The following is a 12,799-nucleotide window of genomic DNA, read 5'->3' as shown; positions in this document are numbered from 1 at the left end:
TTGATTGTTGGTGGCGGTGGAGGGGATCGAACCCCCGACCTCACGGGTATGAACCGTACGCTCTAGCCAGCTGAGCTACACCGCCGTGTGACAACAGTTTATATCATAACGGAGGAGATGACGATTGTCAATACATATAGGCGGAAAATGCAAAAGGGAAATATATCCTCTTATTCCATACAGAAACAAAAAAGCATCCATAGCGACGGATGCTTGTTTCCTCATTTGTCATCCTTCAAACAATCTTTCAGCAGCAAGTTACCCTCGTCTCGCCCCACGACCTCCCCGCTTCGACTCCGTATGACGGCGCAGCGATGCCAATCGGTCTTCACTCTCTTTTAAGAATCGGCTGATTTTTTGTTCTAAGCTGTCCGCCGCGGAGCGGTCGTTTGTCCGATGGCGCGGCCGCTGCGAAGAAGGCGTATCTTTTGCTTTGCGAATGGATAAACCAATTTTTCCATCTTGACCGACGTTGATGACTTTAACATACACCATATCGCCGACTTTCAGATGATCGTGGATGTCTTTGACATAGTTATCGGCTACCTCGCTAATGTGAACGAGTCCTGTGACCCCCTCCGGCAGCTCCACAAACGCCCCAAATTTTGTAATGCCCGTGACCTTGCCTTGTAACTTGCTGCCTACTTCAATCGACATAAAAAAAGTGCTCCTCCTTAACACGCTTTAAAGATGGTGTTTTTTTTATTATAGCGAATGAAAAAAATGCGTGTCAATATGACGAATGCCCATAGAAAACGGGCATTCGCAGGCAAAATTATTTTTCCGGCAAGACGAAAATAATTTCTCCATCTTTCGATAAGTAATATTTTTTCCGCGCCAGCTCGGCGATATAGTCATCATCATGCAACTTTTTCATTTCCTCTTTCAGTTGCTTTTCCTTCCGCTCAAGCTCCGCAAGCTGCTCTTTCAGCTTTTGCTGTTCCGTCGTTTTTGCATCGATCGCCTTCGCTTGCGAGTGCAAGGTGTAGACAAGAGCGGAGGCGAACATCGCAAACAACAACGACCAGACAACCAAACGGACAGCGACAGCCCGCCGTCTTCTCGCCGCCTTCTGCTTTTTCTCCTCATGCTCCGCTATATACGTCGACGACAGCTTCGTCACATTCGTTCTCCGGGGCACGTTCATCGCGTTTACACCTCTTTTACTCGCGCCATTTCGCAAACCACATGCTTATTTTCTCTTTTGTATTCTTGATTTGTCCAGCAAATCCTTTTAAACGTCGAAAAAATTTTTCCACTCCGGCTCGTCTTTGCGGCGGCATCCGCCGCCAAATCATGATGCCCGTCCAACGCAGCGGAGCAAGCAAAAGGCGGATCATCTTCCAAACAGCCAGCAGCACAAACCGAACGATCCACAACAAAAGCCGCCAAGCGAACAATAGAAGTGCCAGCGCCATTTGTCCAAGGAGGATGAGCGGGCGCATGACCATGAGGCGGAACAGCTGAACGAGCGTCTGTCCGAGTCTTACCGCCAGCCCAATGAACCACTCGAGCACCCGAACATAAAAGGAGCGGAGCAAGCTTTGATAAGCGGCATATCCGCATAAAAGTGCGAGAAACAAATAAAAGCGAAGCTCGCCTTCATTGACGAAAAGAAGCACATAAAACACGATGAGCGCCTGCACCACCCAAAACAACACGTCATTCACAAAGACGAGCCAGTGCGCCCGCTCATGCCGTTTCAACATCCGGCTGTACGTATCCCACCCCAGGCCAAGCCAGCCGCCCATGCCAATCATCGCCAGCATGGTGTACAGCTGTATGCTGACATTCATTTGAACAACTTGCTAAAGAATCCTTTAGCCTTCTCCTGATGGTCATCTAAATAAACGAGGTCGAAAATGCGCCCTTTAATCGAAACAACGCCTTTGTCGACATCTAAGTTTTTCATCTGCAAGTTTTGCCCGCGGATGGCCAAAAAGCCCATGACCGTCTCAAGCAAAAACTCCTCGTTGTCAAAGCTCTCGACTTGTTTCACCCCGGTGATGTCAAGAAGGCGCCGGCCGCGCATGATCACATCATGTTCCTGGACCGGACCTTTGTTCGTGCTCCCGCCAAATTCATCGTGTCGACTCATGTTCATCCCCCGCATTTCCATTTAGTATAGAAAGCCGGCAAGGCCAACCGCCTTTTCTCATCCGTTGTTTGTACCATATGTATGTCAGCGGGAGATGGTTTAGAACAAGCCTGCAGGACAAATTAGACGTCGTCTTGTTCCGGCGCCGGGGTGGTCCGTTCTTCGCGGATCAATTCGTACAGCCCGGTTGCCTCCTCTTTTTTCGTTGTTTCTTTTAGATCCGTTACTTTTACCGTTACCCGCTTTTGCCCAAATTGAATCGTCAATTCATCCCCGACTTTCACATCGGAGCTCGCTTTGGCGACATGGCCGTTGATCCACACTCTCCCTTGATCGGCGATTTCCTTCGCCAACGTGCGGCGTTTGATGAGGCGGGACACTTTTAAAAATTTATCAAGGCGCATTGCATGATCCCCCTTACCGTTCGTTTTCTTTGGCTTCTTCCCAAAAACGATCGAGTTCGGCAAGCGAAAACGAGGTGATCGACCGGCCGCTTTTTCGCACTTGTTCCTCGATATAAGCGAAACGGCGGGCAAATTTGTCGTTGGCCATTTGCAACGCTTCTTCCGGTTGAATCCCGTAATAACGGGCAAGGTTGATGAGCGCGAACAATAGATCGCCAAACTCGCCGACAAGCCGATCGCGACGACCGCCGGACGTTTCCGCTCGAAACTCGGCCATTTCTTCTTCGACTTTTTGCCATATCGGCGCGGCATCATCCCAGTCAAACCCGACTTTCGCCGCTCGTTTCTGCAGCTCGTACGCCCGCATCGTCCCTGGCAAACTTTTCGGAATGTCGGCAAGAATCGATTCCGAAAGCCCGCCTCCTTTTTCTTTCTCCTTGATCTTCTCCCAGTTGGCAACGACTTGTTCGGCCGTCTCGGCCGTGACATCGCCAAACACATGCGGGTGGCGTCGGATCATTTTCGCCGTCAGCGTGCGGATGACGTCGTCGATCGAAAACAACCCTCGGTCGGCGCCGATTTGCGCATGGAGCATCACTTGCAGCAATACGTCGCCGAGCTCCTCGACCATATGATCATCGTCACCCTCGTCAATCGCCTCGAGCAGCTCATACACCTCCTCAAGCAAATAGCGCTTCAGCGACGCATGCGTCTGCTTCCGATCCCATGGACAGCCGTTCGGCCCTCTCAGCGTGGCGATGACGCGGCGCAGCGTCTCAAACCGGTGGTAAAGCAACGGCTCGTCCTTCACCGGCGGCACGTAGACGCTTGTCAAGTTGTCAAGCCCCGTCTCGCGGTCCAACTCATAAAGCGGTACACGCTTTACTTGCTCGTCCTTCGTGCCTGCCGCGGTGACAATGTAGATCGGGTAATCGTCGGGAAGCTGCTCCATCAAAGAAAGCTTCACGTTCGAGGCCACAAACGAATCGTACACTTGACAAAAAACAGCATGCAGTGAAGGCGACCATTCCTCTCCTCGAAAAGTCGTCGCATCAAGCAACTGAAACCCTTCAATTGGATCGATGCGCACCGCCGTAAACAGCGCATCCAAAAAGCTTTGACCACCTTCGATAACGATTCGGCAGACGCCGCGCCGCTCAGCTTCGAAAAGAAGCTGCACCGTCCGCTCGGCAACAAGCGGATGGCCGGGAACGGCGTAAAACACATCGCCGCGCTTCGCCTGTTCCGTCAATCGATCGACGATGTCATCGTACACATCAGCAAACTGCTCATGCTTTTCATACACTTCATCAAATGACGTAAACGCAATTCCTTCCTCTTCAAGCCATTTTACCGCCGGGTGTTCTTTCGTCCGCAAAAAGAGCGGATGCGCCTGTTTTAGCTTTCGATACACGCCGACCGGCAGCTGTTTTACATCTCCGGCGCCGAGGCCGAACACATAAATCGTATTCATCGCCGATCACCTGCCTCCTAATCGTAGACGGAATTTATTAGCCAATGGGAAAGCTGCCAACTCCTGTTCAGAAAAAACATGTCCTTCCACAATACACGCAAGGTAAACGACAGCACCGATGGCAACGCCCCCAAGCGCCTCGGCAGCCGCCCATAGCCGCCCCTCGCTCGAGCTGTCCATCAGCCACCTATACCCATGCAAGACGGCGGCCATCATAACGGCCGCTTTCACGGTTGGGTACATGTATTTCCGGCCCGCCGTCCGATATTCACGCGGCAAAAAGGCGTATAAAAAGCCTGCCATGAGCGCATAAGCACCCGTCGTCGCCGCTGCGGCGCCAAGCGCTCCAAACCGCGGAGCAAGCCAATGCATAAGCGCGGCCTTCCCCGCCACCGCCAGCGCCACGCCGGCAGCGGCCGTCCATTCCCTTCCCATTCCTTGCAATAATGCAGAGGCGGTCAACGCGATCGTAGTAAAAAAGACAGAGGAGGACAAGACGGCGAGAACCGACGAACCGTAGTCATTCTCGAACAACATTGCATTGATCGGTCGAATGAGGCAAATGAGCCCTAACGAAGCACCAAGCCCGATGACAACGGCAAGCCGGATGGACAGCGCTCCATAGGCAAAAATGGCACCTTGGCGGCGCGCTCCGGAAATAAGTGGAACAAGCGCCAATGAAAACGACGTGCCGACGACCGTGCCGAGCTGAATGAGCGGTTGACCGCGGTCGTACACTCCTTTTAGCCGCTGCACCTCATCGAGCCTTGCCCCCGCTTCCTGTAGAAGCGGAACGAATAAAAATGAATCGACGAGTGGAATCAGCGTCAACGCCATATTCGTCAAGCAAATGACCGTCCCCGCCGCCAATAAACGCCGGCCCACCTGTCGATCCCAAGCTGGCGGCGTGCGGCCCGCCGTTTTTAGCCGCCGGCGCCGGGACAGGAAGAAAAGCAAAATGAAAAGCGCCGCCGCCATGCCTACTAGCGTCCCTGCGACCGCTGCCATGCCGCAAGCATAGACGTCAGCGCCGCGCTGCACCGCTCCATACGACAGCCCTAAAATCGCCGTCACCCGGACGAATTGCTCGCCAACTTGGGACGCCGCCGTCGGCGTCATATCATGCCACCCTTGGAAATAGCCGCGCAACAACGCGATGGGCGGAAACAGCAAAAACGAAAATGAAAGCAAGCGCACGAGCGGCGTAAGCCGTCCATCGCCCATCGCCGAAGCAATCACCCCCGCCCCTAAATACAGCGAAGCAAACAGGATGACGCCAAGGACGCTTAACACCAACAAAGCGACGCGCACACTAGCGGCAGCGCCCGCTTCATCCTGTCCCGCCAACCGCTCGGCGACAAGCTTCGAGACGGCAACCGGGTAGCCGGTCAGCGAGAGTGCGACGACGATGCCATAAATCGGGTACACTTGTTGGTAAATATAAAAACCAATGTCCCCGACCATATTTTGATACGGAACACGGTACAAAGCGCTTAATAGTTTCGCAGCCAAAGCGGCGGCCGTTAAGATCGCCGCCCCTTTCCATACGTTTCCCATCCAGTTTCTCCCCTCGCATAGACAACCCACTCAACCTAGACGCCGGAGAGCGATAGAAATCGCCAAGCGCCATTATGGCTACGCTCGATATTATAGCGCAACTTCCGCCTGTTGGACAAAGGTGATGGTCAACTCGCACGGCTTCATGCGCTGTTCCCCAAGCCAGGCGGATGAAAAAAGCAGGATGTGGAAGCGATTCCGGGATTCAGGACATGTGACGCCCCATTTGCCGGGCGGAAAAAAAGGCAGCCTGTGAAGCTGCCTTGTCGTTTCGCCTATTGTTCCATTTGTCGAGCCAAAAAGCTGGCGGCTGTTTCTACTGCCTTATGCTCCACTTCACCAAGCGTTTTCTCGCGCGATAAAATGATGACTGCTCCGATCGGATCGCCGTTGGCGACAATCGGGCCGATCGTATACGACTTCAACGTTTCCGTCATCCCGTCAACGAGCTCGACTTCTCCTTCCTCCGTATGGAGGATGGAATTGCGGTCTTCCATGGCTTTTTCCACCAACGGGCTGACGCTTTTGTTCATATACTCTTTTTTCGAAACGCCGGCGACAGCGATGTATACATCGCGGTCGCAAATGAGCACAGGCTGGCCGAGGCTGTCAAACAGCGCTTCGGAGTACTCTTTGGCAAAGTCGCCTAATTCACTGATCGGCGAATATTTTTTCAAAATGACTTCTCCATCGCGGTCAACAAATATTTCGAGCGGATCTCCTTCGCGAATGCGCAACGTTCTGCGAATTTCCTTCGGAATGACAACTCTTCCTAAATCATCAATGCGACGAACAATACCGGTTGCTTTCATGCCTTGTATACCCTCACTTTCATCTAGGATTTGAAGGATACTCCGATGAACCCTTGTAATGGGGAATTCACCATTGTTGTCATTAGTATCCTTCACAATCCACGTTCTATACGTGATGAAAGTGATTTTGGCCATTTTGATAAAATTGCCCATCCTTCATTATCGCCACATGCAGGAAACGATAAACATCATAAAACTTTTTCTTGATTATGCCGTCACCGACTTCTCTTTTTCCACCCCGGACAGCCGCCGCAGCGTCTCCTCTAAAATCATCAGCCACTCGTGCGGCTTCATTTCCTTGATATAGAGCACAATTTTCAGCTTCGCTCCGTCCATGCCAAACCCGAATAAGCGGCCATGCCGGTGTCCGATTTCAGATAGACGCTGGATTTCCACCGTTTTCGATGCCTGTTCAGTAAACAAGATGTCAATTTGCTGCTTATGCTGCTTCATCGATTCAACGCCAAGCTGCTTGGCCAACACCTTCAACTCAGCAATTTGGAACAAATACGCAACTTCATCTGGATAATCGCCGAAGCGGTCGACCATTTCCTCACGCAGCGCCTCAACGTCTTCGAGCGTCTCCACTGCCTTAAATCGCTTGTACATCTCGATTTTTTGCAATTCGTCTGCAATGTATGTGCTCGGAATATAGGCGTCGACTTCGACATCGATGACGATATCCGGCTGCTCATCTTCTCGCTTGATGCCGCGCCGTTTTTCAATCGCTTCTTTCAACATTTGCGAATACAAATCGAATCCGACCGAGTCGATAAAGCCGTGCTGTTCGGCGCCGAGAATGTTGCCTGCGCCGCGGATCGACAAATCGCGCATGGCGATTTTAAAGCCGGAGCCGAGCTCGGTAAACTCTTTAATGGCTTGCAGCCGCCTTTCTGCCGCTTCATTGAGCACTTTATCTTTCCGATAGGTGAAATACGCATAAGCGACGCGGTTGGAGCGGCCGACGCGCCCGCGCAGCTGGTACAGCTGCGACAATCCCATCCGGTCGGCGTCGTAGACGATAAGCGTGTTGACATTCGGAATATCGATGCCCGTTTCAATGATCGTCGTCGTCACCAGCACATCGTATTGCCCTTCCAAAAACGCCAAAATCGTCGATTCAAGCTCCGTTTCCGACATGCGGCCATGCACGTAAGTGACGCGCGCTTCCGGGACAAGCTGGGCGATTTCTTCCGCTTTTAAATCGATGTCTTCAATATGGTTGTAAAGGAAAAACACCTGCCCGTCGCGGGCGAGCTCACGTTCAATCGCCTCTTTGACGAGCTCGGGCGTATATTCCATCACATACGTCTGCACCGGAAACCGGTTTTCCGGCGGCGTCTCAATGATCGACAAATCTCGCACGCCGACCATCGACATATGCAACGTGCGCGGAATCGGCGTCGCCGTTAAGGTGAGCACGTCGATGTTCGCCTTCAGCTGTTTGATTTTTTCTTTATGCGCCACGCCAAACCGCTGCTCCTCGTCGATAATGAGCAAGCCTAAATCTTTAAACTTCACGTCTTTCGACAGCAGCCGATGCGTTCCGATGACCATATCGATCGTCCCATCTTTTAGCCCTTTGATTATCTCGGCTTGTTGCTTTTTCGTCCGGAAGCGGTTCAACAGTCCCACGTTGATCGGGAACCCTTGAAACCGTTCGCGCACCGTTTCGTAATGCTGTTGGGCCAAAATCGTGGTCGGCACAAGAAAGGCCACTTGTTTGCCGTCCATAATGGCTTTAAACGCCGCCCGCAACGCCACTTCCGTCTTCCCGTATCCGACGTCGCCGCAAAGGAGGCGATCCATCGGTTTGTCACTCTCCATATCACGCTTAATTTCCTCAATCGACCGAAGCTGATCTTCCGTCTCTTGATATGGAAACGCCGCTTCAAATTCGCGCTGCATCTCGGTGTCCGGCGAAAACGCATATCCTTTGCTTGCCTCACGCTCGGCGTACAGCTTGATTAAATCTTCAGCAATATCCTGAACGGATGATTCCACTTTCTTTTTGATCTTTTTCCATTCCGAACCGCCGAGTTTGTAAATTTTTGGCTCTTTCCCTTCCGAACCGACGTATTTTTGCACTTGATCGATTTGGTCGACCGGAACATACAGCGTATCGCCGCCTTGATACTGGATATGAATATAGTCTTTATGCACCCCGTTGATTTCTAACGTCTCGATGCCTAAATATTTCCCGATGCCATGGTTCACATGGACGACGTAGTCGCCAACTTGCAGTTCAGCGTAGCTTTTGATCCGCTCGGCGTTGGACAGCTTTTGCCGGCGCACCGGGCGTTTGACCCGTTTTTTGAACAGCTCTTCTTCTGTGATGACGGCAATTTTTTGCAACGGCAATTCAAACCCGGTATTTAAATCTCCTTCAAAGAGCTGGCATTTGCCATGCAGCAAAGCCGCATCGCGCGCGAGCGGCAGCGCGTCAATCTCATAATCTTGAAGCAATGATTGCAGCTTTTTCACCCGCTCCGCATCCGGCGCCAAAAAGACGACCGCATAGTTTGCCTTTTTCCACCGCTCGACTTCGGATTGAAGAAGCGCCATTTGCCCATGGAAGTTTTGCATTTGTTTGCACGTAATATTGACGACGTTTTGTGGGTGGGCATACGGAACATGGCGCAAAAACAATGATAAGTATACCCGCTGGAATCGATGTTTTTGCAATAATTCAGAAAACGAATGCGAAAGCGGCACGCCATGAATCATTTTCCCGCCGTCAAGCAAACTCGTATACCATTCCGCCTCTTCGCGGTCCAACCGTTCTGCCGCTTCTTGGAGCCGGCTCATTTCATCCATGAGCAGCACGCCGTCTTCTGGCAGGTAATCTAGCAAACTCGCAACGTTTTCATAAAAAAGGGACATATATTTATATTGCTGCTCGATTTCCTGCCCCTCGCGCAGTTGCTCAAGCTCAGCGTGAATATGTTCATACATCCGCTGTTTGGCGGCCTCATCTTTCATCGTCTCCAAACTCGACGCAAGTCCGGCTTCAATCTGCTCGATCCCCCGGCGCCGCGTCTCTTCGTCGAGAATGATTTCATCGGCCGGCCCGATCATGATGCGCTCGATTTGCCCTTGCGAACGTTGGTCGTCAGGGGTGAACGTCCGAATTGATTCGATTTCCGTATCAAACAGCTCGATGCGGTACGGAAGCTCAGCAGTCAATGGATAAATGTCGATGATGCCGCCGCGGACGCTGAACTCTCCGGGGGCGGAAACAGTGCCGACCCGTTTGTACCCCATTTGCACAAACTGCTGTTTACAACGTTCTACATCGAGTTCTTGTCCCACAGAGAAAGTGAACAAATACTGCTTCCAAAGCGACGGCGGCGGCAGCAAACGCCGCAAGCCGGCGACCGGGCAGACGACGACTCCTTTTCCGCCTTGCGCCCAATGGTTCATAATCTCTAGGCGCTGTGCCTTCAGCTCTGGGCTGGCGATCGCCATCTCAGCGGCGATCACTTCGTTCACTGAGTAAAGGAACACGTCTTCCGGCCCGAGCAATGAAACGAGATCGTCATACATTTTTTGCGCCTGAAACAAATTGTGAGAGACGACTAACAGCGGCCGGCCTGTCTCCTTGTAAAGCGTGGAAATAAAAACAGACCGGGCCGATCCGGACAGCCCGGCGACAAGCTGTTCCTTCAAACGGACATGGAGCCCTTCGATGATCGTACGGACATCTTGGTTTTCAGCTAAATAGCGATGCAGCGAAAGCACCCCTATTCTCCCTCCTCTCAACGCCAGTTTCTTTCCGTTTCACTATTCTTTCGCAAACGCAAAAACGCTTTGGTCGCCCAAAGCCGCCCTTAATGGATGAATTTTTCGTATTGATGCCATTCCGGGTTTCGCGCCAGCGCCTCTTGGCAGTCTTCACAAATCGTTTTCACATGAATGTCGCCGTTCGGTTCATACGAAATCATCTCGAGCCGTTCCTCTTCCGTTAAGTGGTGGAATCCCAGTTTCTCGCTGTATATCGGCATTTGCTCAATCGTCCCGACTTTTGCACCGCAATGGCGGCAATAGTAGTGTAGCGCCATTTAAGCCAACCTCCTCACTGGGCACCGGGCTGTTCCGTCCACAAGGCAGACGAAGCCGACGCTTCGGCCGCCTCCCGTACTCACATTGTGCACCAGTTCAGAGGAAAATATTCACTCGTTAAACGCATTCATCACTTGGATAAACGGCGCCGTCACCGCCTGTTCACACGCATCGGCGGCCCGCAGCACCGCTTTGTCCACCGCAGGCTTCTCCTCTTCGGTGAAGCGGCCGAGCACGTAGTCCGTGACCGGCTGACCGCCGGTCGGCCGACCGATGCCGATGCGGATGCGCTTAAACTGCTCGGTGCCAAGGTGCTGAATGAGCGATTTGACGCCGTTATGGCCGCCGGAACTCCCTTTTAAGCGAAGGCGGATTTTCCCTGGCGGGAGATCGAGGTCATCGTAAATGACGATGACATCATCGACGGAAATGTCGTAGTAATCCATCAGCGGGCGAACACATTCTCCTGATAAATTCATATATGTCAACGGTTTGCATAATGCTACTTTTTCGCCAGAAACGGATGCCGTTCCGAACAAGCCGCGAAATTTAGCAGTTTTTAACGATACATTCCAGCGCTTGGCCAGCTCGTCGATGACGAAAAAGCCGACATTGTGCCTTGTTTGCTCATACTCCTTGCCCGGATTGCCGAGCCCGACAAACAGCTTCAATCCTCGCGCTCCTCTCTTTGCATGATACTACAAAAGACGTAACCGAAACGGTTACGTCTGTCACTCTTCTGGCGTCGTTTCTCTTCCTTCCGCAGCGTCAGGCTGCCCTGCCTCTTGCTGTTCGCCGCTATCGATTTCTTCCTCTTGTTGCGGCGGCAAGATCGTGGCGATCACCTCGGAAGGCTCATGATTGATTTCAAATTTGCCGTCCGTTTTCACATCGCCAACGGTGACGGTATCGCCCACTTGCAGGCCGGAAATGTCCACTTCGATCACTGGCGGGATGTTCGCCGGCAAGACGCGGATCGACAGCTCATGCAAGTTTTGCTGCAGCACGCCGCCGTCTTTCACACCAGGCGCTTCACCCACCAAGCGGACTTCCACATCAATATCGACCTCCGTTGACATGTCAACCGCTTGAAAATCAGCGTGAAGAAGATGACCGCGCAACGGGTCGCGCTGCAGTTCGCGCAACAACACCGAATGTTCCTCACCGCCGACTTTCAGCGTCATTAAGCTTGTGCGCCCGCCTTCACGAAGCGCTTTCTCCAGCTCTGCAGTGTTGACGAAAATCATTTTGTTTTCGACTTTTTTGCCGTACAAAATTGCTGGAATGCCGCCTTGTGAACGAATGCGGTGCAATGTCGAACGTTTTTTGTCTGTACGTTCCTTCGCTTCCAACACAATCGCCATGTTTCTTCACCTTCCTGAATTAGAATCTATTGTCTACTTTATCCTAAAACAAGAAGGGCTAAACATGTTTTCCTGCGTTAGTCGAACAGGACGCTGACAGACTTCATTTCATATACGCGGTTGATGGCCTCGGCAATGAGCGGCGCCACCGACAGCTCTACAATTTTATCAATTTTTTTCTCTTCTGGCAAGGCAATTGAATTAGTGACGACAAGCTCCTTGATCCTGGAATTTTGGATGCGCTCAATCGCCGGACCGGACAGCACCGGATGTGTGCAACATGCATACACTTCTTTCGCCCCGTTCTCGGCGAGGGCGTTGGCCGCAAGGGTAATCGTGCCGGCCGTATCGATAATGTCATCAATCAAAATAGCCGTTTTTCCCGCCACCTGCCCGACAATGTTCATCACTTCCGCCACGTTCGGCTTCGGCCGGCGCTTATCAATAATGGCGATCGGCGCTTTCAAACGGTCGGCGAGCTTGCGCGCCCTTGTGACACCCCCATGGTCCGGAGAGACGACGACAATATCTTCCAATTGTTTGCTTTTAAAATAATCCGCCAAAATGGGCACACCCATCAAATGATCGATGGGAATATCGAAAAATCCTTGAATTTGGGGGGCATGCAAATCAAGCGTGATGACACGCGACGCTCCGGCCGTTTCAAGCAAGTTGGCCACGAGCTTCGCCGTAATCGGTTCGCGCGAACGCGCTTTCCGATCTTGACGGGCATAGCCGTAATACGGCATCACGATATTGATCGTGCGGGCCGAGGCACGCTTTAACGCGTCAATCATAATAAGCAGCTCCATCAAATGCTCATTGACCGGCACGCTCGTCGATTGAATGACGAACACATCGTCGCCGCGGATGCTTTCTTCAATGTTGATTTGAATTTCCCCGTCGCTGAAACGGGAAACGGAACATTTGCCGAGCTCGATTCCCATGACTTCTGCAATTTCCTTCGCCAACTTCATGTTCGAGTTCAGAGCGAACAATTTTAATTGATGCTGACAGTCAGACATGAT

Annotated in this window: 13 protein-coding genes and 1 tRNA gene; all 14 read right to left on the bottom strand. The window is 52.1% G+C overall.

The annotated features are described in order from the left end of the window. Positions 1–8: 8 nt before the first annotated feature. Positions 9–85 (bottom strand) — tRNA-Met (locus tag LG52_RS17885). 173 nt (positions 86–258) lie between these two features. Further along, positions 259–657 carry a S1 domain-containing RNA-binding protein gene (locus LG52_RS17880; RefSeq protein WP_025950917.1) on the bottom strand — a complete coding sequence of 133 codons (399 nt, stop codon included), beginning with the start codon at positions 655–657 and terminating at the stop codon, positions 259–261. 118 nt (positions 658–775) lie between these two features. Continuing rightward, on the bottom strand, positions 776–1,147 hold the full coding sequence (locus LG52_RS17875) for an FtsB family cell division protein (protein ID WP_044732971.1): 372 nt from the start codon (positions 1,145–1,147) through the stop codon (positions 776–778). A 16-nt stretch (positions 1,148–1,163) separates the two neighbouring features. Beyond that, on the bottom strand, positions 1,164–1,796 hold the full coding sequence (gene yabQ / locus LG52_RS17870; RefSeq protein ID WP_044732970.1) for a spore cortex biosynthesis protein YabQ: 633 nt from the start codon (positions 1,794–1,796) through the stop codon (positions 1,164–1,166). After that, positions 1,793–2,098 (bottom strand): sporulation protein YabP, encoded by a 306-nt coding sequence (gene yabP, locus LG52_RS17865; RefSeq protein ID WP_012820452.1) that lies wholly within the window; start codon positions 2,096–2,098, stop codon positions 1,793–1,795. Before yabP ends, yabQ begins: the two co-directional genes overlap by 4 nt. Before the next feature lie 122 nt (positions 2,099–2,220). Further along, positions 2,221–2,502: an RNA-binding S4 domain-containing protein gene (locus LG52_RS17860; RefSeq protein WP_012820451.1), complete on the bottom strand. Its 282-nt coding sequence runs from the start codon at positions 2,500–2,502 to the stop codon at positions 2,221–2,223. Positions 2,503–2,515: 13 nt separating this feature from the next. Continuing rightward, positions 2,516–3,976 carry a nucleoside triphosphate pyrophosphohydrolase gene (gene mazG / locus LG52_RS17855; protein WP_044732969.1) on the bottom strand — a complete coding sequence of 487 codons (1,461 nt, stop codon included), beginning with the start codon at positions 3,974–3,976 and terminating at the stop codon, positions 2,516–2,518. Positions 3,977–3,982: 6 nt separating this feature from the next. Continuing rightward, the gene (locus LG52_RS17850; protein ID WP_044732968.1) at positions 3,983–5,533 is read right to left on the bottom strand and encodes a putative polysaccharide biosynthesis protein; all 1,551 of its coding nucleotides are present in this window, start codon (positions 5,531–5,533) and stop codon (positions 3,983–3,985) included. A gap of 275 nt (positions 5,534–5,808) precedes the next feature. Then, positions 5,809–6,345 (bottom strand): stage V sporulation protein T, encoded by a 537-nt coding sequence (gene spoVT, locus LG52_RS17845; RefSeq protein WP_044732967.1) that lies wholly within the window; start codon positions 6,343–6,345, stop codon positions 5,809–5,811. A 207-nt stretch (positions 6,346–6,552) separates the two neighbouring features. Beyond that, the gene (gene mfd, locus LG52_RS17840) at positions 6,553–10,086 is read right to left on the bottom strand and encodes a transcription-repair coupling factor (RefSeq protein ID WP_044732966.1); all 3,534 of its coding nucleotides are present in this window, start codon (positions 10,084–10,086) and stop codon (positions 6,553–6,555) included. An 89-nt stretch (positions 10,087–10,175) separates the two neighbouring features. Continuing rightward, positions 10,176–10,406, bottom strand: a complete 231-nt coding sequence (locus LG52_RS17835; RefSeq protein ID WP_011229562.1) for an anti-sigma-F factor Fin family protein — start codon at positions 10,404–10,406, stop codon at positions 10,176–10,178. 111 nt (positions 10,407–10,517) lie between these two features. Continuing rightward, positions 10,518–11,078 carry an aminoacyl-tRNA hydrolase gene (gene pth, locus LG52_RS17830; protein WP_044732965.1) on the bottom strand — a complete coding sequence of 187 codons (561 nt, stop codon included), beginning with the start codon at positions 11,076–11,078 and terminating at the stop codon, positions 10,518–10,520. Positions 11,079–11,138: 60 nt separating this feature from the next. Next, positions 11,139–11,771 carry a 50S ribosomal protein L25/general stress protein Ctc gene (locus tag LG52_RS17825; RefSeq protein ID WP_044732964.1) on the bottom strand — a complete coding sequence of 211 codons (633 nt, stop codon included), beginning with the start codon at positions 11,769–11,771 and terminating at the stop codon, positions 11,139–11,141. A gap of 77 nt (positions 11,772–11,848) precedes the next feature. Next, positions 11,849–12,796 (bottom strand): ribose-phosphate diphosphokinase, encoded by a 948-nt coding sequence (locus LG52_RS17820; protein ID WP_044732963.1) that lies wholly within the window; start codon positions 12,794–12,796, stop codon positions 11,849–11,851. Positions 12,797–12,799: the final 3 nt, after the last annotated feature.

Origin of the sequence: Geobacillus kaustophilus, from assembly GCF_000948285.1 — a bacterium.
Taxonomy (GTDB): domain Bacteria; phylum Bacillota; class Bacilli; order Bacillales; family Anoxybacillaceae; genus Geobacillus; species Geobacillus thermoleovorans_A.
This window is presented reverse-complemented; position numbering and strand designations above follow the sequence as displayed.

Bases quoted from the DNA above. Each gene is read 5' to 3' on its own strand.
- yabQ (WP_044732970.1), bottom strand. From the start codon at position 1,796: ATGAATGTCAGCATACAGCTGTACACCATGCTGGCGATGATTGGCATG.
- LG52_RS17820 (WP_044732963.1), bottom strand. From the start codon at position 12,796: ATGTCTGACTGTCAGCATCAATTAAAATTGTTCGCTCTGAACTCGAAC.
- LG52_RS17880 (WP_025950917.1), bottom strand. From the start codon at position 657: ATGTCGATTGAAGTAGGCAGCAAGTTACAAGGCAAGGTCACGGGCATT.
- LG52_RS17875 (WP_044732971.1), bottom strand. From the start codon at position 1,147: ATGAACGTGCCCCGGAGAACGAATGTGACGAAGCTGTCGTCGACGTAT.
- LG52_RS17850 (WP_044732968.1), bottom strand. From the start codon at position 5,533: ATGGGAAACGTATGGAAAGGGGCGGCGATCTTAACGGCCGCCGCTTTG.
- yabP (WP_012820452.1), bottom strand. From the start codon at position 2,098: ATGAGTCGACACGATGAATTTGGCGGGAGCACGAACAAAGGTCCGGTC.
- LG52_RS17825 (WP_044732964.1), bottom strand. From the start codon at position 11,771: ATGGCGATTGTGTTGGAAGCGAAGGAACGTACAGACAAAAAACGTTCG.
- spoVT (WP_044732967.1), bottom strand. From the start codon at position 6,345: ATGAAAGCAACCGGTATTGTTCGTCGCATTGATGATTTAGGAAGAGTT.
- LG52_RS17835 (WP_011229562.1), bottom strand. From the start codon at position 10,406: ATGGCGCTACACTACTATTGCCGCCATTGCGGTGCAAAAGTCGGGACG.
- LG52_RS17860 (WP_012820451.1), bottom strand. From the start codon at position 2,502: ATGCGCCTTGATAAATTTTTAAAAGTGTCCCGCCTCATCAAACGCCGC.
- mazG (WP_044732969.1), bottom strand. From the start codon at position 3,976: ATGAATACGATTTATGTGTTCGGCCTCGGCGCCGGAGATGTAAAACAG.